Raw genomic sequence first — 26,726 nt, forward strand, 5'->3', positions numbered from 1 at the left:
GGTTTGCGTCGTTATTGATTACCCGCCCACACCACCATGACCTTATCGCCATTGTGCTCGCGAACGAAGCCGTAGCCTTCTTTCAGCGACAGCGTGGTTTGTTTGCCTTCACCTATTGCGGGATGCCGGGCGCGGAACTGGCCCAGAACCTGCCAGTGGGCGACGGTTAAGGCCTGCTTGCCCGTCACGTCCTGCCAGTTCATATCCGAGCGGGTGCCCTGTAATGGATCGGACCCTGTCGGTCCGAATGGCCGCTCGGATTCATCGCCGTAGTAAATTTGTACGCTGCCCGGTGCGAGCAGGAGCAGCTCTGCGGCACGCTGGCCGCCTTCACGGAAAAGGCGTGTGTCATGCGACGAGAGATAGCTCAGGACATTGAAGCTTTGCAGTTTTTCCGCCATCTGCTGCCAGGTCAGGTCGATGTCCGCCAGACAACCGACCGCTTTTGCTGCCTGCTCCTGATAATCAAAGTTGATCATCGCGTCAAACCCGTGGCGGTAATAATCGCTTTGCATCACGCCGTGGCCCCATGACTCGCCGGTCATCCAGAACGGGGTATTGTCGAGTTTTTTGTCGGGGTTCGCGCCTTTCCAGGCTGCCAGCGCCTGGCTTGCCTGATCTTTCAACTGCTGCCAGGCCTCGAGTTCCACGTGTTTTGCCGTATCCACACGGAAACCGTCAATGCCATAGTCACGTACCCACTGGCTGAGCCAGTGGGTCAGGTAATCACGCGGGGTGTAGCCCGAAATGGCCTTCGCGTGGGTATCGGGTTTATGTTGGTAGAAGTTGGGTAAACCGGAAGGGGTCGTCGACTCCGTTTTCAGGTCCGGCAGGAATGCCAGCGACAGGGTTAAATCGTCGAAGCCGGGATTGTCATAATCACCAATGTCGGTGCGGATCCACTTTTTACCCCACCATTTTTCCCAGGCGGCTTTGTCGCTGAAGTTGATGTAATCGTTGAAGCTGTGCCAGCTTTGGCCTGCTCCCGGCTTCCAGTCCGTCCAGTGCTCGCCCAGCGTTTTTTTCAGTTCATCACCCTGCAGATAAAGGGCCCCAAACTGGAACGCCTGCATGTCTGCGAGCGTCGCGTAACCCGTGTGGTTCATGACGATATCAAACAGGATGCGGATCCCGCGTTTATGCGCTTCATCGACAAGGTGGCGTAAATCATCTTCGGTGCCCATGTTGGCATCAAGCGTGGTCCAGTCCTGGGTGTAGTAGCCATGATAGGCGTAGTGGGGGAAGTCACCTTTGGTGCCACCGCCAACCCAGCCGTGGATCTGCTCCAGCGGGGAGCTTATCCAGAGCGCATTCACGCCCAACTGCTGTAAATAATCGAGCCGGGTTGTAAGCCCCTTGAGATCGCCACCGTGGAAGGTGCCGATCTCCTGCATGCCATCTTTGTGGCGTCCATAGCTGTTATCGTTAGAGGGATCGCCGTTGACAAAGCGGTCAGTCAGCACGAAATAGACGGTGGCGTTTTGCCAGCTAAACGGCGCAGGTTTGTCGGTTTCGGCGCGTTCAAGCAGCAGCAGGCCGTTGCTGTTGGCGGCGGGTTGCAAGGTGATTTTTCCATTCTGCACTGTTGCAGTTTGTTTGCTGTAAAAATCACGGACCACCGATCCTTCCGGGAAATCGTTGCCAACTTCAAGCGTCAGGGGCTTACCGTCCCACTTCGGACACTGGCGGGTAACGTTTGCAACCGACGGTTCCGCTGCGCTTTGAATAGCCAGCATCAGTGTGGGCGTACCGGAGCGGGTATCGACACGCATCTGATACTCGCCGTCGCGGAACAGTCGCCACTGCGGCGGCGTGCCGTCACATTTTTTAAGCGACAGCATCTCATTGAGTTTTATTGCATCCGTTGGCTGCCAGCACGTGTTGTCAAAACTCAGCGTAAGAGGGCGAGTACCCTTCGCAAGCTTTGCCTGGCTGGTGAATATCCCGGTACCTTCGGCGCTAAAGGCGTTGAAACCCGGTGATGACCAGTCAGCATGAGCCAGTGCGGGTAACATCAGAAAAACTAATGCGGTGCGTTTCATTCCATTTTCCTGTCGCGGCATTTTTGACCAGTGTGCCATCAGGTGTTGGGTAAAAACTCATCCCCCGGGGCTTTCTGCAAGGATGACGCGTGAGGATGAGTGATCCCGCGCAAAATTAGGAAGTTATCTGCGAGTTCGCGCACAATTTTTCAGAATTGATGCTTATGTGAGCAGGTTTCAGGTGACATAGTTTCGGAATTGGACTATTTCTATACGTGCTCTTGCAGTCTATTTTTGTTATGATTTGAGATTCCGCTCTCAAATTTGTGAAAAAAATAAGGTGTTGGAATGTTTATATCCGACCAGGAGACCTAATGATATCGACTCCCATTCGACGATATGGGGCCGCGATACTCATGTTACTCACCATGGCATTTTCGGGTGAGGTGCTTGCGAAGACGCACACGGATACAACGAGTAAGAAAGCCCACGTAATAAAGACGACAAGTAGTAAGGTTAGCAGTAAACAAGAGTATTCTCGCAATAGTGCAAAGAGTAGTTCACTTCCTGATTTGCGAAAATACCCTTCCGGAACACCAAGGAAAAAAGCGTTTCTCCGGACGGTAATGCCTTACATCACAAGTCAAAACGCCGCGATTACTGCGGATCGTAACTGGTTGATTGCCAAACAGTACGATAGCCGTTGGTCGCCATCAGAACGCGCGCGCCTGAAAGATATCACCAAACGCTACAAGGTGAGCTGGAACGGTAACACGCGCCGTGTGCCATGGAACTCTCTCTTAGAGCGTGTCGACATTATCCCGGGGAGCATGGTTGCGACCATGGCTGCAGCCGAAAGTGGCTGGGGTACCTCGAAACTGGCGCGTAATAACAACAACCTGTTTGGTATGAAATGTATCAAGGGGCGTTGTAACAATGCACCAGGTAAGGTGAAAGGCTATTCTCAGTTTGAATCGGTGAAAGATTCCGTGAATGCCTACGTGGTGAATCTGAACACGCATCCGGCCTACTCATCGTTCCGTAAATCGCGCGCTCAGCTGCGTAAAGCGGATCAGGAAGTGACGGCCAGCACGATGATCCACAAGCTGAAAGGTTATTCGACCAAGGGACAGAGCTATAACAACTATCTGTTCGCGATGTACCAGGATAACCAGCGCTTAATCGCCGCACATATGTAATTCAAAAAAACGCCTTCCATCGGAAGGCGTTTTTTTTTTCTCTTTTTTCTACATCATCACTTCGCTGTGACGCTCCCGGTACTCTTTTGGCGTACTTTCATACTCCTTTCGGAACACCGAATAAAAATATTGCAGCGACGGGTAACCGCACATCTGTGAGATTTCGTTGATCGACAATGAGGTGGAGATCAGCAGGCTGCGTGCTTTCTCCAGTTTCTCGGCGTGGATGACGGCATGAATGGTTTCGCCCACTTCCTCTTTAAACCGCTTCTCCAGATTCGAACGGGAAATGCCCACCGAGTCCAGCACCTGATCGACCTTAATCCCTTTGCAGGCGTTGTTGCGAATGTAGTGCATGGCCTGAATAACTGCCGGGTCGCTTAAGGAGCGGTAATCCGTTGAACGGCGTTCGACTACGCGGACTGGGGGAACCAGTAAGCGCTGAAGCGGCAACGCTTCTTTATCCAGCAGACGATGCAGTAACTTCGCCGCCTGATAGCCCATCTGCCGCGTACCCTGTGCAACGGACGAGAGCGCCACGCGAGAGAGGTAACGCGTCAGCTCCTCGTTATCGATGCCAATGACGCACAGTTTTTCCGGCACCGGAATGTGTAAATGTTCGCAGACCTGCAAGACGTGGCGGGCACGAGCATCCGTAACGGCAATGATGCCGGTTTGCGGCGGCAGGGTTTGCAGCCAGTCCGCCAGTCGGTTTTGCGCGTGCTGCCAGTTTTCCGGCGCGGTCTCCAGCCCCTGATAAACCACGCCGCGGTACTTCTCCTGCGCGACAAGCTGGCAGAAAGCATGTTCGCGCTCAACTGCCCAGCGCTTGCCGCTGGTTGACGGTAAACCATAAAACGCGAAGCGATGGACGCCTTTCTCTTTCAAATGCAGGAAGGCGGTCTCAACCAGCGCATGGTTATCGGTGGCGATATAGTGGACCGGCGGATAGTGCTCGGGCGCATGGTAAGAGCCGCCGACGCCGACAATCGGAACGTCGACGTCAGTCAGCAATTGCTCAATGACGGGGTCGTCGTAGTCAGCGATGACCCCATCGCCCAGCCACTCTTTGATGTTTTCGAGACGGGTTCGGAAATCTTCTTCGATAAAAATATCCCACTCGGATTGCGACGCCTGCAAATATTCACCAACGCCCTCCACCACCTGACGGTCGTAGGCTTTGTTGGCATTGAATAACAACGTGATGCGGTGACGCTTTTCAAACATGGCTAACTTCCCAAATAAGTCACAATATTGTTATCAGGCTCGTCGCTTGGTTGCAGAGTCCATCCAGACTGCCAGCAAAAGAATGGCCCCCTTGACGATATACTGCCAAAACGTCGGGACGTCCATCATACTCATCCCGTTATCCAACGAAGCCATGATAAATGCCCCCATCACCGCGCCTGCCACGCTGCCGACACCGCCTGCGAGGCTGGTGCCGCCAATGACACAGGCGGCGATAGCATCCAGCTCGGCGATGTTCCCGGCCGAGGGAGAACCCGCCCCCAGACGCGAACTGAGGATCAACCCGGCGATAGCAACCATCAGGCCGTTAATGGCGAAGACGGCGAGTTTGGTGCGCTCGACGTTGATCCCTGAAAGGCGAGCAGCCTCAAGGTTGCCGCCGATGGCATAAATACGGCGACCAAACGCGGTACGCGTGGCCATAAACATCCCGGCCAGCAGCAACAGTGCCAGCAGCAATACCGGCGTCGGGACACCGCGATAGTCGTTCAGAAGCCAGATTGCGCCCAGTACAATGACCGCAGTGAGTGCCTGACGACCAACTGTGGACGTTGACGCTGGCGATGCCAGACCCAACGCCTGACGGCGCATTCGTCCACGCCACTGCCAGGCCACAAACGCCAGCAACCCAATCACACCGAACGTAAAGCCGACGCTATCGGCGAGGTAGCTCTGACCAATTTGTGACATGGCTGCGCTGGTAGGGGAGACGGTGGTGCCGTTGGTGATGCCAATTAAGATCCCGCGGAAGGCCAGCATCCCCGCCAGCGTGACAATGAACGACGGGACTTTACGGTAGGCAACCCACCAGCCGTTCCAGGCACCCAGCAGCAGACCCAGCACCAGCGTAACCGCAATGGTCAGCGGCAGTGGCCAGCCAAGCCAGACGTCAAAAATGGCCGCCACGCCACCGAGCAGACCCATCATCGACCCCACCGACAGGTCGATTTCCGCCGAGATAATCACGAATACCATGCCCACCGCGAGGATGCCGGTAATGGCAGTCTGACGCAGCAGGTTAGAGACGTTACGCGCGCTTAAGTACGAGCCATCGGTCATCCAGGTAAAGAACAACATGATGGCAATAATCGCCGCGATCATCACGAAAACCTGCAGGTTCAGCGCTTTTAGCCCGGCAAACGCGCCGGGCGTCGGAACAGCGACTTTAATATCAGACGGATTGCTTTTCGACATGACGTTCGCTCCTTAAAGCGGCTTCCATCACCTGCTCCTGCGTCAGGTTCTGGTTAATCAGATTGGCTTTCAGTTTTCCCTCGTGCATGACCAGCACGCGATCGCTCAGGCCGAGCACTTCGGGTAACTCAGACGAGATGACAATGACGGCAATCCCTTGCTGTACAAGCTGATTAATCAGTTTGTAGATTTCGTACTTGGCGCCGATATCGATCCCACGCGTCGGCTCGTCCAGGATCAATATGCGTGGGTTGAGGAGCAGGCAGCGCGCCAGGATTGCCTTCTGCTGGTTGCCCCCGCTCAGACGTCCAATGGCCAGTTCCGGGGAGGATGTTTTGACCTTGAGTCTGGCGAGCGACTGGAGAATGCACTGCTGCTCAGCAGCATCATCGAGGCTGCTCAGCGCACCGGAGAACCTATCGAGCGCGGCAAGCGTGATGTTTTTACCCACTGCCATGACCGGGACGATGCCATCTTTCTTGCGATCCTCCGGCACCATGGCGATACCGTGGGCAATCGCCTGCTGGCAGTTTTCGATTTTTACCGGCTGTCCGTCGATATAAATACGGCCTTCCCAGCGGCCCGGCCACACGCCAAACAGGCACTGGACGGCTTCAGTGCGCCCGGCCCCGACTAACCCCGCAATACCGAGGATTTCGCCGCTGTGAAGGGAAAACGAGACGTCATTAACGCGCTTGATGTGGCGGTTAACGGGATGCCACGCGGTGAGGTTTTCCACCCGTAACACTTCGTCACCCGTGGTGTGCGGTTCGTTTGGATAGAGCGCCGTGAGCTCGCGCCCCACCATCATGGTGATAATGTCATCTTCACTCATGCCGGCAGCTTCACGTGTGCCGATGTGCTGACCGTCGCGGATCACACAGATGGTGTCCGAAATGGCTTTTACCTCATTGAGCTTGTGCGAAATGTAGATGCACGCAATGCCGTGGTTTTGCAGATCGCGAATGATATTGAGCAGGACGGCCGTTTCCTGCTCGGTGAGGGAGGCCGTTGGCTCATCGAGGATCAGCAGCCTTACCTGTTTGTTCAGCGCCTTGGCGATTTCAACCAGCTGTTGTTGCCCGAGGCCAAGATCACCGACGCGCGTATCCGGGGAAATCGCGAGACTTACCTGGGCCAGCAGTTTTTCACAGCGTAGCGTCATGGTGTCGTAATCCAGTACGCCATGACGTGAAATTTCGGCCCCCAGAAAAATGTTCTCCAGCACGGTGAGGTGCTTCACCAGCGCCAGCTCCTGGTGGATGATGGCGATGCCTTTGCGTTCGGTATCGCGAATGTGTGTCGCCTGAATCACTTCACCGGCAAAGACAATTTCGCCTTCGTAACTGCCGTGCGGGTAGATCCCACACAACACTTTCATCAACGTCGATTTGCCCGATCCGTTTTCGCCACACAGCGAGACCACTTCGCCGGGATTGAGCCGCAGACTGACGTTGTCGACCGCTTTCACCGCGCCAAAGCGCTTGGTGATGCTTTTCATTTCAAGTAAATAAGGCATAACTGCTCCACATGACCCGAGGGAAGAACAGTACAACTCGATGCGCCCCCGCAGAGCAGGGGCGCGCTGGATTACAGTTCACTCTTCTTGTGGAAACCGTCTTTAATGACGGTGGCGTCAATGTTCTCTTTATTGACTTCAATGGGGGTGAGCAGACGAGCCGGAACATCTTTAAGCCCGTTATTCAGCGTCGCGTCTGCCTTAGGTTGCTTACCATTTCCCAGCTCCACGGCAATTTCCGCCGCTGTATTCGCAAGCTGGGTAATCGGTTTGTAGACGGTCATGGTTTGTGTGCCAGCCATGATGCGTTTGACGCCCGCGAGGTCGGCATCCTGACCCGAAATCGCCACTTTACCTGCCAGCCCCTGGGCGCTGAGTGCCTGGATTGCGCCCCCTGCGGTGGCATCGTTGGATGCGACGACAGCATCGATTTTGTTGTTGTTGGCGGTTAAGGCGTTTTCCATGATTTTCAGCGCGTTTTCTGGCAGCCAGCCATCCGCCCACTGATCGCCGACCACTTTAATCTTACCGCTGTCGATATACGGCTTCAGGACTTTCATTTGCCCTTCGCGGAACAGCTTAGCGTTGTTATCAACCGGCGAGCCGCCCATCAGGAAATAATTGCCCTGAGGTACTTTGTCGATCAGGCTTTTAGCCTGTAATTCACCCACTTTTTCATTGTCGAACGAAATATAATAATCGATATCCGCATTATTAATCATGCGGTCATAGGCTAAGACTTTTATGCCTTCTTGTTTGGCTTCTTTAACGACGTTACTTAATACCTGGCCGTTATAAGGGATAATGACCAGCACATCAACGCCGCGGTTGATCATATTCTCAATTTGCGACATTTGCGTTTCTTCGTTGCCGTTCGCGGATTGCACAAACACATTCGCGCCAAGTGATTCCGCTTTTTTCACAAAAATATCGCGATCTTTCTGCCAGCGTTCAAGGCGCAGATCGTCAATCGCCATGCCAATTTTGACTTCCTTGGCATGTCCGGCAAAGCTTGCAAGGAGGAGCGTAGTGCAGAGAGTAAGGGACAGGTTCTTTATCTTCATAATTATAGGGCCTTTTTGTAGGGGTATGTGTTGCTGAGATAAAAGAAACATTCACTGCTGGGACGCAGCAAATTTTTAACGGGGAAAGGCGGGCTGGCAATTACAGATTTTTATCTTCGCATTATGATATTTGGTTTATTTCTGAATTTATGACCGCGATCGAATTTTAAAATACGTAACGTCTTAATTACATTTGATTATGGAAGAGGGACCGAAAAATAGTTTGCCTGCACATTATTTTGCGAGCCAGCGCACAGTTGTGCATTCTCTCAATAGCAGTGTGAAATAACGTAATTGAGCAAGCCAAAATGTCTATTCACTATTACTCCTGTATCAACGACTCGCCGCATACCCTGATTATGGAGCTCAATATGCAAGCTTATTTCGACCAACTCGATCGTGTTCGTTACGAAGGCCCGAAAACAACCAATCCTTTAGCATTTCGTCACTACAACCCGGATGAGCTGGTGCTGGGTAAGCGCATGGAAGATCATTTGCGCTTTGCCGCCTGTTACTGGCATACCTTCTGCTGGAACGGAGCCGATATGTTCGGCGTGGGTTCCTTTGACCGTCCATGGCAGCAGCCGGGTGAGGCCATCGAGCTGGCGAAGCGTAAAGCCGATGTCGCCTTTGAATTCTTCCACAAACTGAACGTGCCCTACTACTGCTTCCATGACGTGGATGTGTCGCCGGAAGGCGCCTCACTGAAAGAGTATCTGAACAATTTCGCGCAGATGGTGGATGTGCTGGCGGCTAAACAGCAGCAAAGCGGCGTGAAGCTGCTGTGGGGCACGGCAAACTGCTTTACCAACCCACGCTATGGCGCGGGTGCGGCAACCAATCCGGATCCGGAAGTGTTTAGCTGGGCGGCAACGCAGGTGGTTACCGCAATGAACGCCACGCATCAGCTGGGCGGTGAGAACTATGTGCTGTGGGGCGGTCGTGAAGGCTATGAAACCCTGCTCAACACCGACCTGCGTCAGGAGCGCGAGCAGATTGGCCGCTTTATGCAGATGGTGGTCGACCATAAACACAAAATCGGTTTCCACGGTACTCTGCTGATCGAACCGAAGCCTCAGGAACCTACGAAGCACCAGTACGACTACGACGTTGCTACCGTGTACGGCTTCCTGAAACAGTTCGGCCTGGAAAAAGAGATCAAAGTTAACATTGAAGCCAACCATGCCACGCTGGCCGGCCACTCTTTCCATCACGAGATCGCGTCTGCTATCGCGCTGGGTATCTTCGGTTCTGTTGATGCTAACCGCGGCGATGCGCAACTGGGTTGGGATACCGACCAGTTCCCGAACAGCGTGGAAGAGAATGCGCTGGTGATGTATGAAATTATCAAAGCGGGTGGTTTCACCACCGGCGGGCTGAACTTCGATGCCAAAGTGCGCCGTCAGAGCACCGACAAATACGACCTGTTCTACGGCCATATTGGCGCAATGGATACCATGGCGCTGGCGCTGAAAGTCGCCGCCCGTATGATTGAAGACGGTGAACTGGATAAACGTGTCGCGAAGCGTTATAGCGGCTGGAACAGTGAGCTGGGTCAGCAAATTTTGAAAGGCCAGTTATCGCTTGCGGACGTCGCGAAGTACGCTGAACAACATCAACTGGCACCGCAGCATCAGAGCGGGCATCAGGAACTGCTGGAAAACCTGGTTAATCACTACCTGTTCGATAAATAACAGTGAGTAGATAATAACGTAAGCCCGGTAAGCGTCGCGCCACCGGGCATTTCTGTTAAAGGAGTCACCGAATGTATATCGGGATTGATCTTGGCACATCGGGTGTGAAAGCCATCCTGTTAAGCGAGCAGGGCGACGTGTTAGCAACGCAGACAGAAAAGCTGCAGGTCTCACGTCCGCATCCGCTATGGTCGGAGCAGGATCCGGAGCAGTGGTGGCTGGCAACGGATCGTGCAATCAAAGCGCTAGGTGAACAGCACAGTCTGCGTGACGTCAAAGCCCTCGGCATTGCCGGGCAAATGCACGGCGCGACGTTACTGGACAGTCAGCATCACGTTCTGCGGCCGGCCATTCTCTGGAACGATGGTCGCTGTGCGGAAGAGTGCGCACTCCTTGAAGAGCGAGTACCCACCTCCCGCAGTATTACCGGCAACCTGATGATGCCCGGTTTTACCGCACCAAAGTTACTGTGGGTACACCGCCATGAGCCGGAAATTTTCCGTCAGGTGGCGAAAGTTTTACTGCCAAAAGATTACCTGCGTTTTCGCATGACGGGTGATTTCGCCAGCGACATGTCCGACGCTGCCGGCACGATGTGGCTCGACGTGGCCAAGCGTGACTGGAGCGAGGCCATGCTCGATGCCTGCCACCTGACTCGCGAACATATGCCAGCGCTCTATGAGGGCAGTGAGATAACGGGTGCCTTACAGCCTGCCGTCGCAGAACGCTGGAATATGCCCGCTGTCCCGGTGGTGGCCGGTGGCGGTGACAACGCGGCGGGTGCCGTGGGGGTCGGGATGGTGGAAGCCGGGCAGGCGATGCTTTCGCTGGGAACGTCTGGCGTCTATTTTGCGGTCAGCGAGGGTTATCGCAGTAATCCTGAAAGTGCCGTTCACAGTTTCTGCCATGCGCTGCCGGGAAAATGGCATCTGATGTCGGTTATGTTGAGCGCCGCCTCTTGCCTTGACTGGGCCGCGAAACTGACCGGGATGGCTGATGTTCCGGCACTGATTGCTGCTGCACAGCAGGCGGATGAAAGTGCGGGTACCGTCTGGTTTTTACCCTATCTTTCCGGCGAGCGCACGCCGCATAACAACCCGGAAGCGAAAGGGGTATTCTTTGGGTTAACCCATCAGCATGGTCCGGCGGAACTGGCTCGTGCCGTTCTGGAAGGCGTGGGATATGCCCTGGCGGACGGAATGGACGTGGTGCATGACTGCGGTGTGACGCCGGCGAGTATCACCCTGATTGGCGGCGGTGCGCGTAGCAGCTACTGGCGCCAGATGCTGTCTGATATCAGCGGACTGCAGCTCGATTTTCGTACCGGTGGTGATGTGGGGCCTGCGCTCGGTGCAGCGCGACTGGCACAGATTGCCATGAACCCGGAAACGCCGCTTTCTCAGCTGTTACCGCAGCTTCAACTGGAACAGGCGCATCTGCCTGATGCGGCACGTCATGCGCGTTATGCGCAAAGACGCGAGGTCTTTCGCAAAATCTACCAACAGCTGCTGCCGCTGATGTCGTAAATACGGTTGTCTGTCAGAGGCACGAGGTTGTCCTTTTTTGGTCTGTGCGGGCCTTTATTTCCTTGCCAGTATGGTGTCATACCCACTGGCGAGGAGATTCAACATGTCACGTACTGCATTAATCAACATCGATACTCAGCAGTCTTTTCATCATCGTCATTACTGGCAGGAGGACGAGATTCCTGCCTTTCAGCAGGCGATGCTGGGGCTGATTGAGGGCTGCCAGGCGCGTGGCATTCCTGTCGTTGATATTTTCCATGTAGATGAAGACGGTCCGTTCACACTGCAAAGCGGCTATGTCAAACCGATGGCCTTTTTACGTCATCAGCCGGACGTGGTCTTCCAGAAACACGTCCATAACGCGTTCACGGATACCGGGCTTGACCGCTGGCTGCGTGAGCGAGACATTAATCAGCTCATCGTGTGCGGCATTCGCACGGAACAATGCTGTGAAACCACTGCGCGGGTGGCATCCGATCTGGGCTATGCTGTGACCTTTGTTAGCGAGGCAACGCTCACGTTTCCAATGACGCACAAGGGGATAACCCTGAGCGCAGAGGAACTGCGCCATCGTACCGAGACGGTACTGGCCGGGCGGTTTGCCGACATTAAAACGGTTGCGGAGACGCTGGAGTCACTGTAATGAGCATCGACGTCTGGTTTGTGATGTTGCCCGGGGTGCTGTCATTAGACATGACAGGCCCGGCAGAGACCTTTGTGCTGGCAGGGGACGCGTTTCGCCTGCATTACATTGGTCCGCAGGCAGAGGTTCCGACGTCGATTGGTCTGATGATGGGCGGTATTCAGCCGCTGCCGGAAAGCCTGCCTGAGGGCAGTTTGCTGGTGCTGCCGGGGGTAAGCGACTCCCGCTTTCAGTTTTCAACGCCGCAGGCGCAGCTGATTCAGCACTGGTTAATGCGCCTGCAGCCGCACATTCATCGTCAGGATATCACCGTCATGTGTGTCTGTTCAGGGGCGTTGCTGGCGGCAAAATCGGGCTTGCTGAACCACCGGCAGTGCACAACGCATCATGACGTTATAAGCCGTTTGCGTACGGCGGCTCCGACGGCAATCATCAAAGAAAACCGGATCTTCGTGCAGGATGAGAATATCTGGACCAGCGCCGGCATCACCTCGGGCATCGACCTGGCGCTGCATATGATTAACCGTCTGTGTGGCGCAGAAAAAGCGCTGGCCGTGGCGCGCGAAATGGTGGTCTGGTTTCGTCGCTCCGGGGACGATCCCCAGCTGTCGCCATGGTTACGCTACCGCAATCATCTTCACCCGGCCATTCATCGTGCGCAGGATGCGCTTACCACCGAGCCGCACAAAGCCTGGGCTTTACCCGAGATTGCCGCTCTGGCGCATGTCAGCCCGCGCCATTTAACGCGGCTTTTTCAGACGCATTTAGGGATAAGCGTTCGCGACTATCTGGAGCAGTTGCGTCTGGCGGTGGCTGAACAGTGGCTGTTGCAAGGGCGTGGCGTGGAACAGGCCTCACTGGCCGCGGGGTTTTCCTCCCCGCGCCAGTATCATCGTGCCCGACAGCGCAGCGTTAACTGACGAAGCGGCGGGTGTCGACCTTCTGCAGCAGCATTGACAGCAGCAGGCTCGCCATCAGCGTGACGGTGAAAATCCACAGGATATCCAGCACAGGCCAGCTTTTAAACTCGACCCCTCTCGTTCTCAGGGCGTGGATCACCAGCGCGTGAAAACCGTATATACCGAGCGAGTGCCGGGAGATAACGCTCAGCACCGGAAGAGGGCGTGCGTTCAGGGTGTTTTTGACGAGCGTAAGCAGGGATACGGCACAGATGAAGACCATCGGGCCGCAATACAGGTACCAGGTATCGGCAAAATTGCCGCGCCATTGCAGTTCATGCAGCGTTCCACGCGAAATCACGATCACGCCGATGATAAACAACGCTGCACATAGCCCGTTCATGCCGCGTTTTTGGGTGTCCATCATCCCGATAGCTCGCCCCAGCATGCCGTAGAGCACGTAGTAAAAGGTATCGCCGTTGATATAGAGATTGACCGGTAACCATTCAAAACCATCAATTTTCTGCGAGACCGTATTCGGGTTAGCTATGATGCCAATGACCACCATCAGCGCCAGCAGCATTTTCCCGCTCACGGTTTTCACCTGAATCAGTGGGGAAACCAGATAGATAACGATAATGGCGAAGAAAAACCACAGATGGTAGAAGACGGGTTTTTGCAGAAGGTATTTGAGAGATAGCCCGGCGTTAATCGAGGTGAACAGGGTGATATAGAGCAAGGCCACGGCGCTGTAGAAGCCCAGGCAGGCGGCGATGCGGATAAAATGACGCGGTTGCGCGCTACGCTCGCCAAAAAAGAGAAAGCCGGAAATCATAAAGAACAACGGCACACTGACCCGCGACGCGGAGTTAAGAATATTGGCTATATCCCAGTTAACAGGGCTGATACTGTGCGCATTGGTGACATACCAGGTCGTCGTGTGGATCATGACCACCATCAGACACGCTATTCCTCGCAGATTATCAATCCAGCTAATTTTTGACGACATCAGTTCCTCATCATCCCTTGTAAATTCAGTGTGACTGCGATTGTATTGAAGCCTCTCTCTGGAAAATTCTGAGTTTTATTGAGCAGCCTTGTTTGAAAGCCGCGAGGTTCGCAGAATGCCAGGGCATAATCTATAAAAGCTTTGCTACTAAAAATAACAGCCACTGAACAGGGCGGTAATAAAAATGATGATGAAGCGTGCGGCGTCACTCTTTCTGCTGTTTATCCTGGCAGGATGCAGTACGCCACCCTCTGCACCCGTGCAAAAAGCACAGCAGGGAAAAATCAGCCCGGAACGCTCCCTGAATATGGAGCAGTTCTGTAAGGATCAGGCTGCGCGCCGCTATAACTCGGATGCGCAGAACATTGATGTCACCGGATTTGAGCGATTCCAGGGGAGTTATGAGCTGAAAGGCCATACGTCCCGTAAAGAGGGCTTTGTCTGTTCGTTTGACGCAGACGGTCAGTTTTTACATCTCTCCATGCGCTAAGCCGCTCGCATAATCAACAGCCAGACGCCGGCGGCTGCCTGGCGTGGTGGCTTATTTCCCCAATTTTCCCTAAACAAACCCGTTTCGTACTGTATATCTTGCAGGCAGCGGGTATACTGGTCCCTTCCATTTAAAACCACACGTATCCAGCACGACATACTATGCAAAAGTTTGATACCAAGACCTTCCAGGGCCTGATCCTGACCTTACAGGATTACTGGGCTCGTCAGGGCTGTACCATTGTTCAACCTTTGGACATGGAAGTAGGCGCAGGCACTTCACACCCAATGACCAGCTTACGCGCGTTGGGGCCGGAGCCAATGGCGACTGCTTATGTGCAACCTTCACGTCGTCCGACCGATGGCCGTTACGGCGAAAACCCGAACCGTCTGCAGCATTACTATCAGTTCCAGGTGGTGATTAAGCCATCGCCAGACAACATTCAGGAACTGTACCTCGGGTCACTGAAAGAGCTGGGTATGGATCCAACCATTCACGACATCCGTTTCGTGGAAGATAACTGGGAGAACCCAACGCTGGGTGCCTGGGGTCTGGGTTGGGAAGTGTGGCTGAACGGTATGGAAGTGACGCAGTTCACTTACTTCCAGCAGGTTGGCGGTCTGGAATGTAAACCGATTACCGGCGAAATCACCTACGGTCTGGAACGTCTGGCCATGTATATTCAGGGCGTAGACAGCGTTTACGACTTGGTCTGGAGCGACGGCCCGCTGGGTAAAACCACCTACGGCGACGTGTTCCATCAGAACGAAGTGGAGCAATCCACTTATAACTTCGAATACGCGGATGTGGACTTCCTGTTCACCTGCTTCGAGCAGTACGAGAAAGAAGCGCAGCAGTTGCTGGCGCTGGAGTCTCCGCTGCCGCTGCCTGCTTACGAGCGTATTCTGAAGGCCGCCCACAGCTTCAACCTGCTGGACGCCCGCAAAGCCATCTCCGTGACTGAACGTCAGCGCTACATTCTGCGTATTCGTACCCTGACCAAAGCCGTTGCAGAAGCGTACTATGCGTCCCGTGAAGCCCTTGGCTTCCCGATGTGCAACCGAAACAAATAAGAGGCGGCCATGTCTGAGAAAACTTTCCTGGTGGAAATTGGCACCGAAGAGCTGCCACCAAAAGCCCTGCGCAGCCTGGCTGAATCTTTTGCTGCGAACGTGACTGCTGAGCTGGATAACGCTGGCCTGGCACACGGTAAAATTGAATGGTTTGCGGCTCCGCGTCGTCTGGCGCTGAAAGTGGCGAACCTGGCGGCGTCTCAGCCGGATCGTGAAGTTGAAAAACGTGGTCCGGCGATTGCACAGGCGTTTGATGCTGAAGGCAAGCCAAGCAAAGCGGCTGAAGGCTGGGCGCGTGGTTGTGGTATCACCGTCGATCAGGCTGAGCGTCTGACCACCGATAAAGGCGAGTGGCTGCTGTACCGTGCACATGTGAAAGGTGAAAGTGCGCAAGCGCTGCTGCCTGACATGATCGCCACGTCACTGGCCAGGCTGCCGATTCCAAAACTGATGCGCTGGGGCGCAAGCGACGTGCACTTCGTACGTCCTGTGCACACCGTGACGCTGCTACTGGGCGATACCGTTATTCCGGCTACCATCCTGGGTGTGGCGTCCGATCGGGTGATCCGTGGGCACCGCTTCATGGGCGAGCCTGAGTTCACCATCGACAATGCTGACCAGTATCCGCAGATCCTGCTGGAGCGCGGTAAAGTTATTGCTGACTACGAACAGCGTAAAGCCAAAATCAAGGCGGATGCGGAAGACGCGGCGCGTAAGATTGGCGGTAAAGCGGATCTGAGCGACAGCCTGCTGGAAGAAGTGACCTCTCTGGTTGAATGGCCAGTGGTACTGACCGCGAAATTCGAAGAGAAATTCCTGGCCGTGCCGGCTGAAGCGCTGGTGTACACCATGAAGGGTGACCAGAAGTACTTCCCGGTTTACGCCAACGACGGCAAGCTGCTGCCAAACTTCATCTTCGTGGCGAACATTGAATCAAAAGATCCGATCCAGATTATCTCCGGTAACGAGAAAGTGGTGCGTCCACGTCTGGCGGATGCCGAGTTCTTCTTCAACACCGACCGTAAAAAGCGTCTGGAAGATCACCTGCCACGTCTGCAGACCGTGCTGTTCCAGCAACAGCTGGGTACGCTGCGCGACAAGACTGACCGTATTGCGGAGCTGTCTGGCTGGATCGCACGTGAAATCGGTGCGGATGTGAACCACGCAACGCGCGCGGGTTTACTGTCCAAGTGTGACCTGATGACCAACATGGTGTTCGAATTTACCGACACCCAGGGTGTGATGGGGATGCACTACGCGCGTCACGACGGTGAAGCGGAAGATGTGGCCGTGGCCCTGAACGAGCAGTATCAGCCGCGCTTCGCGGGTGACGCGCTGCCGTCTAATCCGGTGGCCTGTGCGGTCGCGATTGCCGATAAGATGGACACCCTTGCAGGTATCTTTGGCATCGGTCAGCATCCAAAAGGCGACAAAGACCCGTTTGCGCTGCGTCGTGCTGCCCTGGGCGTGCTGCGTATCATCGTTGAAAAGAACCTGAACCTGGATCTGCAGACCCTGACTGAAGAAGCGGTACGTCTGTACGGTGATAAGCTGACCAACGCCAACGTGGTCGATGATGTGATCGACTTTATGCTTGGTCGCTTCCGTGCGTGGTATCAGGACGAAGGTTACACCGTCGATACCATTCAGGCGGTACTGGCACGTCGTCCAACCCGTCCGGCAGATTTCGATGCGCGTATGAAGGCGGTTTCCCACTTCCGTACGCTGGAAGCGGCATCTGCACTGGCCGCGGCTAACAAGCGTGTCTCTAACATTCTGGCGAAATCAGACGAAACGCTGAACGAGCGTGTGAACGCTGCGACGCTGAAAGAGCCAGAAGAGATCGCCCTGGCGATGCAGGTTGTGGTACTGCGTGACAAGCTGGAGCCGTATTTCGCCGAAGGCCGCTACCAGGAAGCCCTGGTGGAGCTGGCGGAACTGCGTGATGTCATCGATGCCTTCTTCGAGAAAGTGATGGTGAACGTGGAAGATAAAGAGCTGCGTATCAACCGTCTCTCTATGCTCGAAAAACTGCGTGAGCTGTTCCTGCGCGTGGCGGATATTTCGCTGCTGCAGTAACGTGCATGTGCCCGGTGACGGGCCAGCAGATGAGAAAAACCCGCTTCGGCGGGTTTTTTTATGTCTCGTTTTTTCGTGGGCCGGATAAGTGCAGTGCAATCGCCTAAAAATTCACCTTGAAATGGTCAGCAAATTACCGTTATCCTGTTTCTCGTTATATTTCTCCCTCAGGAGCGCATCCCGAAAATGAACAAACACGACTGATGAATTTCGATCCTTGCTAAACGCGACCGCGTCGGCAGGGGATGTTTTGATTTCATTCAGGAGTGCTTATGGCTCATTTTGCGCAATCCCCTTCTTTTATTTTGCATCAGGTGACCTGTCAGTTTGCGACGGGCGATACCCTTTTTGGTCCGCTGAATCTTTCTCTGGCGCCGTCACTGTGCGCGCTGGTTGGCCGCAACGGCAGCGGTAAAACACGTCTGCTACGTTTGCTGGCAGGGTGTGATGAACCTGCCAGCGGTCATATCGAACGTTTTGCAACGCACGCTTATGTGGCACAACAGCCCGATATCTCCCCGCGAACCACGCTTGCTGAGCTGCTGGGGTATGAGGCGATTTTTGCGGCGCGTAAGCGCATCGACAGCGGTGACTACCAGCCCGATGATTTGGCGTTACTCGACGGACACTGGGATGTAGCAGAACGTCTGAGCGAGGCGTTTTTCCACGCAAAACTTCCACCATTTGACCCGGATAAATCAGCCATGGAACTCAGTGGCGGCGAGCGCATTCGCGCGTTGCTCTGTGGCGCGTTTACGGCTGATGCGGATTATCTGCTGCTGGACGAACCCACCAACCATCTCGACCGGCAGGGACGTGAGTGGTTCTACGACCAGCTCGCCCGTTATCAGGGGGGCGTGCTGGTGGCCTCCCACGACCGTGAACTGCTGGCGAAGGTACCGCGTATTCTTGAACTGAGCGCCTCGGGTCTTCGCCACTACGGTGGCAGTTACGACGACTATACGCATCAGCGGGACGCCGAACAGCAGGCAGCCCGTGCGGCACTGGAACATGCGGCAACAGAACGCAAACGCACCCGCGCGCGGATGCAAAAAGAGCATGACGAAAGCCAGCGGCGTTCGGCGAAGACGTTACGTACGGTCGATAACCTTAATATCGCCTCGTTCGAGCGGGTCAAATACAAAATGGCCGCCAAAGAGCGCATTGGCGCCTGGAAAAAACAGCATGGCGATCAACATGAAGCGCTGAATGCTGCGGTGAACAAGGCCCGGGAGCGAGTTGAAGAGGAGAATCCGGTGATGTTCACGTTGCCTGGAAGCCAGATTGCTGAGGGGAAACAGGTGCTGGTGATGGAGGGGCTGGTGCTGCCACACGTCACTCTCCCGCCGACCAACTGGCGGATGGACGGACCGATGCGCGTGGCGCTAAAAGGACCAAACGGCTGCGGTAAATCGACGCTTTTAAAAGCCATTCTCGGCGAAGTGGCTCCGCTCTCAGGAACGTGTAAGGTATCGGTAAACTGCGCTTATCTCGATCAACATCTGTCGCAGCTCGATCTTTCGCAGTCGGTGATGGCACATCTCAATCTGAGTCATACACCTCTGGAAGAGGGTGTGCTGCGAACCCGTTTAGCGCAGCTTCAGCTGGGCGCTGACAAAGTGGCGCTTCCGCTGGCTGAGCTGAGCGGCGGGGAACGTCTCAAGGCTGCTCTGGCCTGTGTCTTGTGGCGTGAGGACGCTACGCAGCTTTTACTGCTGGATGAACCGACCAACCATCTGGATCTGGCCTCGGTCGAGGCGATTGAAGCCGCACTGGCCGGTTTCACCGGGGCATTGCTGGTGGTTTCTCACGATGAGGCTTTTTTGCGGGGGTTAGCATTGACGCATGAACTGGTCTGGGAAGAGGCGGGTTGGCGGTGTGCCCCCCTTTAAAACACAAGCCCCCGCAAAGGCGGGGGCGGTAACTCACTTTACTGCATCATGCTATATGCTTGCTGAGTGCAGGGTTGGCCTGAATCAGGCGCATCAGCTTTAGCTCGGTTGGGGTGGGTTTTTCGCGTTTTGACTCCCACTCCTGCACCATAGCCACGCTGACACCCATCGCTCTGGCGAATTCTTCAGTTTTTAATCCAGTCCCTTTACGCAATTGCTCATATTCTTTAAAGGGATTGGATCTTTGTTGCAGGGTTAACGTCTGCGGTACATCTTTAAAAATAATCTGTTCCAGGCTGCTCAGCAGCTCAAGCTCAGGATCTTTATATTCCATTGAGGACTCCTCTTAAATCACATACCGGGATCAAGAACATCAGAGAGCCTGTTAAGAATAGTCCCTAATACAAACGACGGATCGTCACGGATGTGATTAATCGTGCGGTAATGATCGCTTTATGCGTTTCAGCCGTTGCCAGGGTGAGACTAATTACCTGATTACGCTTATGTCGGCTTCGCCAGGTATTTTTTTGTAAATAGTAAGAAATAAAACGGCAATAGCCGTTTTGCATGAAAAGAGTATCTTGCAGGGCTGACCTGGACTATCCTTGTCAGCGTCGGGCACGCATGTGCCGGTGTGCGCTTTTTTGGGTGAAAGGAGTAATGAAATGGCGACAGGAAAGTCCTGCTCTCGCTGGTTTGCGCCTATTGCGGCGTTGTTGATGGTTGTTAGCCTGAGTGGGTGTTTTGATAAAGAAGGCGATCAGCGCAAAGCGTTTATCGATTTTCTGCAGAATACGGTGATGCGCAGCGGTGAACGGTTGCCGACGCTGACTGCGGATCAGAAAAAACAGTTTGGCCCCTTCGTGTCTGATTACGCCATTCTTTATGGTTATTCACAGCAGGTGAGTCAGGCGATGGATTCCGGTATCCGTCCGGTTGTGGATAGCGTGAACGCTATTCGCGTCCCGCAGGATTACATGACGCAACGTGAACCGCTGCGCCAGTCCAACGGTGCGCTCGGCGTGCTGAGCCAACAGCTGCAGAATGCGAAAATGCAGGCGGACGCGTCACGTTCCGCGCTGAAGCAGGGCGACGATCTCAAACCGGTCTTCGACAAAGTGTATGAGAAAGTGGTGTCGAAACCTTCTGAAGCGATGCAACCGCTGATCCCGGCCGCGCAAATTTTCACGCAGCAGCTGGTTCAGGTGGGGGACTTCATCTCCCAGCAGGGCACTCAGGTGAGCTTTGTGGCCAACGGTATTCAGTTCCCGACCTCGCAGCAGGCAAGCCAGTATAATGCGCTGATTGGGCCACTGGCCTCCCAGCACCAGGCCTTTAGTCAGGCGTGGAGTGCAGCGGTCGCTGCCACAGAATAAATCGGAAAACCCCGCCTCAGGCGGGGTTTTTTATTCCGGGCGAAAATAACGCTTGTTATTCTTCTACCACATCGGTATAACTATACAGGTCGGTTTGTTACACAGACCTAAAGCAGTTTAGTAAAGCAGTCCAGATTGTTATCCATAGATACCCTTCGTAGTGACCCTTCCTTCATCGCTTAAAAATCTGTAACACAATCCATCAAGCCGGAAGGCACAATATATTTGTTAATTAAGGTAATTCTATGTCTGCTAAAATGACTGGTCTGGTAAAATGGTTCAACGCTGATAAAGGTTTCGGCTTCATCACTCCTGACGATGGCTCTAAAGACGTGTTCGTACACTTCTCTGCTATCCAGAACGAAGGCTACAAATCTCTGGATGAAGGTCAGAAAGTTTCCTTCACCATCGAAAGCGGCGCTAAAGGCCCAGCAGCTGGTAACGTTGTAAGCCTGTAAGCTTCCAACCCAGTAGCACAAATTTTAAAAACCCGCCTTCTGGCGGGTTTTTTCATTTCTATCGCTGAACCTGCGGGTTAACGCAATTGATTTCCACCTTTCCGCTAAGGGCAGCGATCAGGTTGTCTACCGCGGTTGCAGCCATATTGTAGCGTGTTTCATGGGTTGCTGAGCCGATGTGGGGCAGGGCCACCACGTTGGGCAATGAAAGCAACGGGGAGTCCACCGGCAGCGGTTCCTGTTCAAACACGTCAAGACCGGCAGCATGGATCTCACCCTGTTGCAGAGCCTCAATCAACGCCTTCTCATCCACCACCGGGCCACGACCCGCGTTGATGAAAATGGCCGTTTTCTTCATTTTTTCAAACGCCTCTTTACCGATAAGATGACGGGTTTCGTCCGTCAGCGGCAGGATCAGACAGACAAAATCGGCTTCCTGCAGCAGCGTATCCAGCTCGCAGTAGCGGGCGTTAAAACGTTCTTCGGCTTCACTGTGATGACGACGCGCGTTATAAAGAATCGGCATGTTAAAACCAAAATGTGCGCGCTGCGCCAGAGCCAGGCCAATACGGCCCATGCCAACGATGCCCAGCGTTTTGCCATGAACATCCACCCCAAACCAGTCCGGACCAATGCTTTTTGTCCATTCGCCAGCTTTGACGCGATCGGCCACTTCGACCACACGACGCGCCGTGCTGAGGACCAGCGCCATCAGCGTGTCGGCCACGGTCTCCGTCAGCGCATGTGGCGTATGCATCAACAGGATCTTGCGGGCATTAAGGGCATCCACGTCGAAGTTGTCATAGCCCACGGAAACGGTAGAGGTAGCACGAAGCTTCGGCATTTTCTCCAGCAGGGCGACATCCACTTTTTCGCTTGAACCCAGCAAACCTTCGGCGCTGGCGAACGCATCGGCGTGCTGTGCCACGGTTTCCGGGCTGAGGTTCTTCACCTGGGTAACGGTGAAGTGTTCCTCAAGGCGTTTCTGCAGATCTTCCGGCAGTGCTTTATACAAAATGACGGACGGCTTCATGCTAATCTCCGTTGATTTTTAAGGATTCAGGCGTGGCGTGCGCCGACAGGTAATTGTTGATTATTAGCAGGCTTAACAATCAGAGTAAGCCACACGGAGGCGAAAAGCGCTACCCCCATAAATATGTACGATGCGGATGGGCTGCCGGTTGCTCCGTTCAGGTAACCCACAAACCAGGAGCCGCAGAACGAGCCCAGCGCCCCCATACTGTTAATCAGTGCCATCGCGCCGCCTGCCACGTTACGCGGCAGCATCTCCGGGATGATCGCAAAGAACGGTCCATAAGGGGCGTACATTGCCGCGCCCGCAATCACCAGCAGGGTGTAAGAGACCCAGAAATGGTTCGCGCCGACGGCCCAGGAACCAATGAAGGCAAAGGCAGCGATCAGCAGCAGCGGCCAGACAAACAGCTTACGGTTCTGCATTTGGTCCGATGCCCATGACGCAATGATCATGGCGATTGTGGCTGCGAGGTAAGGTACAGACGACAGCCAGCCCACTTCCACCATGCCAAGGTTTTCACCGGCATTGCGGAGAATCGATGGCAGCCACAGTACGAAACCGTACACGCCAATGCTCCAGGTGAAATACTGGGCGCAGAGCAGAATCACGTTACGCGAGCGGAATGCTTCACCGTAGTTACGCACCGCTTTCAGGCCTTGCTGTTCTTTATCCAGCTGCGCCTGCAGAGCGGCTTTTTCATCTTCGGAGAGCCATTTCGCCTGCGCAGGTTTATCTTTTACCAGCATCCACCAGCAGAATGCCCAGATAACCGCTGGTACCCCTTCGATAATGAACATTTCACGCCAGCCGAAGGACTGGATCAGGTAGCCAGAAACCACCGACATCCACAGCACGGTGACCGGGTTACCGAGGATCAGGAAAGTATTGGCTCGTGAGCGTTCGGATTTGGTAAACCAGTTGCTGATATAAATCAGCATCGCGGGCATTACCGCTGCCTCAACGACCCCAAGAATAAAGCGAATGGCTGCCAGAGCAGGAATATTATTCACCACGCCGGTCAGTGAGGCGCAGGCACCCCACAGGATCAGGCAAACGAAAATCAATTTGCGGACGCTGCGACGCTCCGCATAGATAGCGCCGGGGATCTGGAAGAAGAAGTAGCCCAGGAAGAAAAGGGCACCCAGCAACGAAGAGATACCTTTGGTGATCCCCAGGTCTTCGGTGATCCCTGCCGCGGACGCGAAACTGAAGTTGGCACGATCAAGGTACGCCAGGCTGTATGTGATAAACACGATTGGCATGATGTACCACCAGCGTTTTACTGCATTGGTCGAACTGTTCATAGGCTTGCCTCTGTTGTTGAGGTTTGTACCGCCGTTGTATGTAGGGTACACGGTGGTTTGTTTTGTTTCCCCCTGACCTACCTGAGGAGAGGGGGAGGGAAACGGAATTTATTCGTTCAGCTGCGCGCGGGTCGGTAATCCTTCACTGTCGCCCTGCACCTGGATTGCCAGCGAGCCAATTTTATTGCCCCGGGCGACGGCCTGCTGCAGCGGTTTGCCTTCCAGCAGGGCACTAATGACCCCCACGGCAAAACCATCGCCAGCGCCGACGGTATCAACCACGTTATCAACCTTCACGGCCGCGACTGCGCCTTGCTCGCCGTTAGCCGTTTTAAACCAGGCGCCATCGGCGCCGGTTTTCAGCACCACCGCTTTTACCCCTTTGTTGAGGTAAAAATCGGCAATCCCTTCAGGGGTGTTTTTACCGGTCAGGATCATGCCTTCTTTCACGCCCGGCAGAACCCAGTCAGCCTGAAACGCCAGACGGTTCAGCTTCTCGATCATTTCCGCTTCGCTTTTCCACAGCACCGGGCGCAGGTTAGGATCGAATGAGATCGTTTTCCCCTGAGCCTTCATGGTGGTTGCGGCATGATCCAGTAATGCATACGAACTGGCTGAAAGCGCAGCCGCCACGCCGCTCAGATGCAGATGGCGTGCGGAGGCGAAATAGTGGGCGTGGTAATCCTCGACTGAGAGGTGGCTCGCCGCAGACCCTTTACGGAAATACTCTACAATGGGATCGGTTCCATTTTCGACTTTCGATTTAAGCTGGAAACCGGTCGGGAAGCGTCCATCGAGGGTGACGCCGGAAGCATCAATGCCCTCTTTTTTCAGCGAATCGAGAACGAAATGGCCAAAGCTGTCATCACCCACGCGGCTGACCCAGCCGACATTCAGACCCAGGCGCGCCAGGCCGGTCGCGACGTTCAGCTCAGCCCCCGCCACGCGTTTGATAAAGTGCTCCACCGTACTCAGGTCGCCCGTTTCGGTGGCGACAAACATCGCCATGGCTTCGCCGATAGTGATCACATCCAGCGTCTTGTGCATGGTTTACTCCTCACGCAGCAGGTTTACGTAATGACGGGTGACGGCGGTTAAATCCGCCCCTTCCAGCGGGAACTCGATACCACGCGGGGCATCGGCGGGCAGCTGACAAAGCAGATCCAGCCAGCGCGCATCGGCCCGATCCGGCGCCACGGCGCGGAAATTTTCTTTATGCGGCACGGCGGCTTTAACGTGGATATAGCTCACTGCAGAGGCCAGATGGCGCGCGGCTTCTTCCGGGGAGTCGCCCACCCACAGCCAGTTGCCCATGTCGAACGTCAGCGTGACGGGCAGCGCCATGTCCCGGCAGGCGGCTTTGAAGCGCTGCATCGGCGCAAGCTGGCCGCAGTCGGTCTGGTCGTTTTCCACCACCAGGGCCATACCGCTTTCATCGAGCAGGGCACGCAGGGCGTGAAGCGGCTGGGTGTCGCTGAAATGACCCAGCGAGACCTTGAGCCACAGCGCATTCAGGGTACTGGCTTCGCTGAGATAACGGGGAAGGTCAGGGTTGAGGGTGCCATCGGGCATAAACAGGGCCGCAGGGGCGGAGTAGCATGCCAGCAGGCCCAGCAGCTCAATGGATTCACCCAGCGCGGGCAGCGCCAGCAGCTCTTCGCTGTTGAACAACTCGCGGCGGATCTCGACGCCGTCGGCACCCGCGCCCGCAATGACGGGCAGCATTGCCCGTTGACCACCTGCCTGTCGCACCTGTTCCGCGCCATACGCGGCGGTGACCACCATGATTTTTCTGCCCATCGTCGGACTCCATCGCAATACATCAATACTATTACGCTAGATGGAACCGGTTCCAAAGAAAAGGTCAGGATGTTGAATTTATGATCGGTATCACAAGGGAAAATTAACGGGCGGTGGAGCCGCGAACAATCAACTCGCCGGAAAATACCTGTTCGCGAACGGCATCGCTGGTGCCTTCAATACGACGAACCACTTGTTCAACAGCGGCATAGCCAATCTGCCAGGTGGGTTGTTTGAGGGTGGTGATCCCGACGCCAGCCAGTTCTGCCCACTCGAGTTCATCGAACCCCAGCAGACCGATATCGCTTCCCCAGTGCAGGCCAATGCGCTTAAGCGAGCGGGCAACCTGCAGGGTCAGCGCCCCGTTGGCAGAGATAACGGCTTTACGCATTCCGCGATGGCGGGTGTGGAACTGCCGCAGGGTATTGTCGAGCTGATCGGCTTCGTGGAGGGGCGTTTCGGCATTCTCGGCAATCACGCCGGGGTAACGCTCCAGCGTGGCACGAAACGCGCTCAGTCGCTCACGACGGGTGTTGACCATGCCCAGAGGTTCGCTCAGAAACAGGATGGCTTCAAAGCCCTGTTCAATCAGATGCTCAGTGGCGGTTGTCGCCGCCTGAGTGTTATCCAGCCCGACGACATCGCAGGCGAATTCCGGGATTTTGCGGTCGATGAGAACCATCGGCAGGGAGGATTGCTGCAGGCGGTTTAAGCCCTCTTCACGCATGCCCACGGCATTCACCACAATCCCTTCGACCTGATAGCTGCGCAGCAGATCCAGGTAATGCAGCTCCTGATCGACTTCGTTGTTGGTGTTACAGACCAGCGGCGTAAAGCCCTTTTCGCGACAGGCGGCTTCAATTCCGCTCAATACGTTAACGGAGTAGGGATTGGTGATATCGGCGATGATAAGCCCGATAAGACGGGTACGACCCCGTTTGAGCCCGCGCGCCATAAGGCTCGGGCGGTAGTCGAGATCGGCAATGGCTTGTTCAATACGAGCGAGCAACGCATCGGACAGCAGGTGTTTCTCGCCGTTGAGGTAGCGTGAAATGCTGGTTTTACCGGTTTTGGCGGCTTTCGCCACGTCGCTGATTGTGGCCCGTGTTGGTTTGCTCATCGCTGAATTCCCTGAAGTGAGTGAGAACACCTTAGCGGGAAAATTAGCGATGGCAAGCGGTTCATGCCGACGTGGCGGCATGATGCCCTTATCCCCCTCTCCCCTGGAAGAGGGGGGCAGC

23 protein-coding genes are annotated in these 26,726 nt (G+C 54.9%); 11 read left to right on the forward strand and 12 right to left on the reverse strand.

What is annotated here, in order from left to right:
* Positions 1-11 precede the first annotated feature (11 nt).
* Positions 12-2,042: an alpha-amylase gene (locus L462_RS03795; RefSeq protein ID WP_032679349.1), complete on the reverse strand. Its 2,031-nt coding sequence runs from the start codon at positions 2,040-2,042 to the stop codon at positions 12-14.
* A 314-nt stretch (positions 2,043-2,356) separates the two neighbouring features.
* Here L462_RS03795 and L462_RS03790 point away from each other — a divergent pair, with 314 nt between their 5' ends.
* Positions 2,357-3,181, forward strand: a complete 825-nt coding sequence (locus L462_RS03790) for a protein bax (protein WP_020882650.1) — start codon at positions 2,357-2,359, stop codon at positions 3,179-3,181.
* A gap of 48 nt (positions 3,182-3,229) precedes the next feature.
* Here L462_RS03790 and xylR read toward each other — a convergent pair whose 3' ends face one another.
* The 4 genes from xylR to xylF all read right to left on the reverse strand — a co-directional run bounded on the left by xylR (position 3,230) and on the right by xylF (position 8,206).
* Complete coding sequence (gene xylR, locus L462_RS03785) at positions 3,230-4,408, reverse strand: D-xylose utilization transcriptional activator XylR (RefSeq protein ID WP_020882649.1); 1,179 nt, start codon at positions 4,406-4,408, stop codon at positions 3,230-3,232.
* Between the two features lie 33 nt (positions 4,409-4,441).
* Positions 4,442-5,623, reverse strand: a complete 1,182-nt coding sequence (xylH, locus tag L462_RS03780; RefSeq protein WP_014168116.1) for a xylose ABC transporter permease XylH — start codon at positions 5,621-5,623, stop codon at positions 4,442-4,444.
* Positions 5,601-7,142 (reverse strand): xylose ABC transporter ATP-binding protein, encoded by a 1,542-nt coding sequence (locus L462_RS03775; protein ID WP_032679350.1) that lies wholly within the window; start codon positions 7,140-7,142, stop codon positions 5,601-5,603. Before L462_RS03775 ends, xylH begins: the two co-directional genes overlap by 23 nt.
* A gap of 71 nt (positions 7,143-7,213) precedes the next feature.
* Positions 7,214-8,206, reverse strand: a complete 993-nt coding sequence (gene xylF / locus L462_RS03770) for a D-xylose ABC transporter substrate-binding protein (protein ID WP_020882647.1) — start codon at positions 8,204-8,206, stop codon at positions 7,214-7,216.
* A gap of 371 nt (positions 8,207-8,577) precedes the next feature.
* Here xylF and xylA point away from each other — a divergent pair, with 371 nt between their 5' ends.
* The 4 genes from xylA to L462_RS03750 all read left to right on the forward strand — a co-directional run bounded on the left by xylA (position 8,578) and on the right by L462_RS03750 (position 12,989).
* A complete protein-coding gene (xylA, locus tag L462_RS03765; RefSeq protein ID WP_106504352.1) occupies positions 8,578-9,900 on the forward strand; it encodes a xylose isomerase in 1,323 nt (440 codons plus the stop codon).
* A 71-nt stretch (positions 9,901-9,971) separates the two neighbouring features.
* Positions 9,972-11,426: a xylulokinase gene (xylB, locus tag L462_RS03760; protein ID WP_032679351.1), complete on the forward strand. Its 1,455-nt coding sequence runs from the start codon at positions 9,972-9,974 to the stop codon at positions 11,424-11,426.
* 103 nt (positions 11,427-11,529) lie between these two features.
* The gene (locus L462_RS03755) at positions 11,530-12,069 is read left to right on the forward strand and encodes an isochorismatase family protein (protein ID WP_020882645.1); all 540 of its coding nucleotides are present in this window, start codon (positions 11,530-11,532) and stop codon (positions 12,067-12,069) included.
* On the forward strand, positions 12,069-12,989 hold the full coding sequence (locus L462_RS03750) for a GlxA family transcriptional regulator (protein WP_014168122.1): 921 nt from the start codon (positions 12,069-12,071) through the stop codon (positions 12,987-12,989). The genes L462_RS03755 and L462_RS03750 overlap by 1 nt, the downstream gene beginning before the upstream one ends.
* Here the strand turns inward: L462_RS03750 and L462_RS03745 are convergent.
* The gene (locus L462_RS03745) at positions 12,982-13,977 is read right to left on the reverse strand and encodes an acyltransferase (RefSeq protein ID WP_020882643.1); all 996 of its coding nucleotides are present in this window, start codon (positions 13,975-13,977) and stop codon (positions 12,982-12,984) included. The two genes, L462_RS03750 and L462_RS03745, sit on opposite strands and share 8 nt — an antisense overlap.
* Before the next feature lie 184 nt (positions 13,978-14,161).
* Between L462_RS03745 and L462_RS03740 the strand changes: the two genes are divergently transcribed.
* The 4 genes from L462_RS03740 to L462_RS03725 all read left to right on the forward strand — a co-directional run bounded on the left by L462_RS03740 (position 14,162) and on the right by L462_RS03725 (position 19,511).
* Positions 14,162-14,467 carry a YsaB family lipoprotein gene (locus L462_RS03740; RefSeq protein WP_014168124.1) on the forward strand — a complete coding sequence of 102 codons (306 nt, stop codon included), beginning with the start codon at positions 14,162-14,164 and terminating at the stop codon, positions 14,465-14,467.
* 161 nt (positions 14,468-14,628) lie between these two features.
* Entirely contained in the window at positions 14,629-15,540 is a 912-nt protein-coding gene (gene glyQ / locus L462_RS03735) for a glycine--tRNA ligase subunit alpha (RefSeq protein WP_014168125.1), read from the forward strand.
* Between the two features lie 9 nt (positions 15,541-15,549).
* Positions 15,550-17,619, forward strand: coding sequence for a glycine--tRNA ligase subunit beta (gene glyS, locus L462_RS03730; protein ID WP_014168126.1), 2,070 nt, complete (start codon positions 15,550-15,552; stop codon positions 17,617-17,619).
* A gap of 272 nt (positions 17,620-17,891) precedes the next feature.
* Positions 17,892-19,511 (forward strand): ABC-F family ATP-binding cassette domain-containing protein, encoded by a 1,620-nt coding sequence (locus L462_RS03725; protein ID WP_032679352.1) that lies wholly within the window; start codon positions 17,892-17,894, stop codon positions 19,509-19,511.
* Positions 19,512-19,557: 46 nt separating this feature from the next.
* Here the strand turns inward: L462_RS03725 and L462_RS03720 are convergent, their stop codons facing one another.
* Entirely contained in the window at positions 19,558-19,845 is a 288-nt protein-coding gene (locus L462_RS03720) for an HTH-type transcriptional regulator (RefSeq protein WP_014168128.1), read from the reverse strand.
* A 331-nt stretch (positions 19,846-20,176) separates the two neighbouring features.
* Here L462_RS03720 and L462_RS03715 point away from each other — a divergent pair, with 331 nt between their 5' ends.
* Both L462_RS03715 and cspA read left to right on the forward strand, forming a co-directional pair.
* A complete protein-coding gene (locus L462_RS03715; RefSeq protein WP_020882641.1) occupies positions 20,177-20,887 on the forward strand; it encodes a DUF3053 domain-containing protein in 711 nt (236 codons plus the stop codon).
* 245 nt (positions 20,888-21,132) lie between these two features.
* On the forward strand, positions 21,133-21,345 hold the full coding sequence (cspA, locus tag L462_RS03710; RefSeq protein ID WP_014168131.1) for a transcription antiterminator/RNA stability regulator CspE: 213 nt from the start codon (positions 21,133-21,135) through the stop codon (positions 21,343-21,345).
* Positions 21,346-21,403: 58 nt separating this feature from the next.
* Here the strand turns inward: cspA and ghrB are convergent, their stop codons facing one another.
* The 5 genes from ghrB to L462_RS03685 form a co-directional block, all read right to left on the reverse strand.
* The gene (gene ghrB, locus L462_RS03705; RefSeq protein WP_014168132.1) at positions 21,404-22,378 is read right to left on the reverse strand and encodes a glyoxylate/hydroxypyruvate reductase GhrB; all 975 of its coding nucleotides are present in this window, start codon (positions 22,376-22,378) and stop codon (positions 21,404-21,406) included.
* 26 nt (positions 22,379-22,404) lie between these two features.
* Entirely contained in the window at positions 22,405-23,685 is a 1,281-nt protein-coding gene (locus tag L462_RS03700) for an MFS transporter (RefSeq protein ID WP_032679354.1), read from the reverse strand.
* A 108-nt stretch (positions 23,686-23,793) separates the two neighbouring features.
* Positions 23,794-24,732, reverse strand: a complete 939-nt coding sequence (locus L462_RS03695) for a sugar kinase (protein ID WP_025206424.1) — start codon at positions 24,730-24,732, stop codon at positions 23,794-23,796.
* A 3-nt stretch (positions 24,733-24,735) separates the two neighbouring features.
* On the reverse strand, positions 24,736-25,485 hold the full coding sequence (locus L462_RS03690) for a sugar phosphate isomerase/epimerase family protein (RefSeq protein ID WP_032679355.1): 750 nt from the start codon (positions 25,483-25,485) through the stop codon (positions 24,736-24,738).
* Between the two features lie 103 nt (positions 25,486-25,588).
* A complete protein-coding gene (locus L462_RS03685) occupies positions 25,589-26,605 on the reverse strand; it encodes a LacI family DNA-binding transcriptional regulator (protein ID WP_032679356.1) in 1,017 nt (338 codons plus the stop codon).
* Positions 26,606-26,726: the final 121 nt, after the last annotated feature.

Origin of the sequence: Enterobacter sp. BIDMC 26 (genome assembly GCF_000534435.1) — a bacterium.
Classification (GTDB): domain Bacteria; phylum Pseudomonadota; class Gammaproteobacteria; order Enterobacterales; family Enterobacteriaceae; genus Enterobacter; species Enterobacter ludwigii.

What these genes read in the sequence shown, in the direction of transcription:
- L462_RS03795 (WP_032679349.1), bottom strand. Translation starts at nt 2,042, where the DNA reads ATGAAACGCACCGCATTAGTTTTTCTGATGTTACCCGCACTGGCTCAT.
- L462_RS03790 (WP_020882650.1), top strand. Translation starts at nt 2,357, where the DNA reads ATGATATCGACTCCCATTCGACGATATGGGGCCGCGATACTCATGTTA.
- xylR (WP_020882649.1), bottom strand. Translation starts at nt 4,408, where the DNA reads ATGTTTGAAAAGCGTCACCGCATCACGTTGTTATTCAATGCCAACAAA.
- xylH (WP_014168116.1), bottom strand. Translation starts at nt 5,623, where the DNA reads ATGTCGAAAAGCAATCCGTCTGATATTAAAGTCGCTGTTCCGACGCCC.
- L462_RS03775 (WP_032679350.1), bottom strand. Translation starts at nt 7,142, where the DNA reads ATGCCTTATTTACTTGAAATGAAAAGCATCACCAAGCGCTTTGGCGCG.
- xylF (WP_020882647.1), bottom strand. Translation starts at nt 8,206, where the DNA reads ATGAAGATAAAGAACCTGTCCCTTACTCTCTGCACTACGCTCCTCCTT.
- xylA (WP_106504352.1), top strand. Translation starts at nt 8,578, where the DNA reads ATGCAAGCTTATTTCGACCAACTCGATCGTGTTCGTTACGAAGGCCCG.
- xylB (WP_032679351.1), top strand. Translation starts at nt 9,972, where the DNA reads ATGTATATCGGGATTGATCTTGGCACATCGGGTGTGAAAGCCATCCTG.
- L462_RS03755 (WP_020882645.1), top strand. Translation starts at nt 11,530, where the DNA reads ATGTCACGTACTGCATTAATCAACATCGATACTCAGCAGTCTTTTCAT.
- L462_RS03750 (WP_014168122.1), top strand. Translation starts at nt 12,069, where the DNA reads ATGAGCATCGACGTCTGGTTTGTGATGTTGCCCGGGGTGCTGTCATTA.
- L462_RS03745 (WP_020882643.1), bottom strand. Translation starts at nt 13,977, where the DNA reads ATGTCGTCAAAAATTAGCTGGATTGATAATCTGCGAGGAATAGCGTGT.
- L462_RS03740 (WP_014168124.1), top strand. Translation starts at nt 14,162, where the DNA reads ATGATGATGAAGCGTGCGGCGTCACTCTTTCTGCTGTTTATCCTGGCA.
- glyQ (WP_014168125.1), top strand. Translation starts at nt 14,629, where the DNA reads ATGCAAAAGTTTGATACCAAGACCTTCCAGGGCCTGATCCTGACCTTA.
- glyS (WP_014168126.1), top strand. Translation starts at nt 15,550, where the DNA reads ATGTCTGAGAAAACTTTCCTGGTGGAAATTGGCACCGAAGAGCTGCCA.
- L462_RS03725 (WP_032679352.1), top strand. Translation starts at nt 17,892, where the DNA reads ATGGCTCATTTTGCGCAATCCCCTTCTTTTATTTTGCATCAGGTGACC.
- L462_RS03720 (WP_014168128.1), bottom strand. Translation starts at nt 19,845, where the DNA reads ATGGAATATAAAGATCCTGAGCTTGAGCTGCTGAGCAGCCTGGAACAG.
- L462_RS03715 (WP_020882641.1), top strand. Translation starts at nt 20,177, where the DNA reads ATGGCGACAGGAAAGTCCTGCTCTCGCTGGTTTGCGCCTATTGCGGCG.
- cspA (WP_014168131.1), top strand. Translation starts at nt 21,133, where the DNA reads ATGTCTGCTAAAATGACTGGTCTGGTAAAATGGTTCAACGCTGATAAA.
- ghrB (WP_014168132.1), bottom strand. Translation starts at nt 22,378, where the DNA reads ATGAAGCCGTCCGTCATTTTGTATAAAGCACTGCCGGAAGATCTGCAG.
- L462_RS03700 (WP_032679354.1), bottom strand. Translation starts at nt 23,685, where the DNA reads ATGAACAGTTCGACCAATGCAGTAAAACGCTGGTGGTACATCATGCCA.
- L462_RS03695 (WP_025206424.1), bottom strand. Translation starts at nt 24,732, where the DNA reads ATGCACAAGACGCTGGATGTGATCACTATCGGCGAAGCCATGGCGATG.
- L462_RS03690 (WP_032679355.1), bottom strand. Translation starts at nt 25,485, where the DNA reads ATGGGCAGAAAAATCATGGTGGTCACCGCCGCGTATGGCGCGGAACAG.
- L462_RS03685 (WP_032679356.1), bottom strand. Translation starts at nt 26,605, where the DNA reads ATGAGCAAACCAACACGGGCCACAATCAGCGACGTGGCGAAAGCCGCC.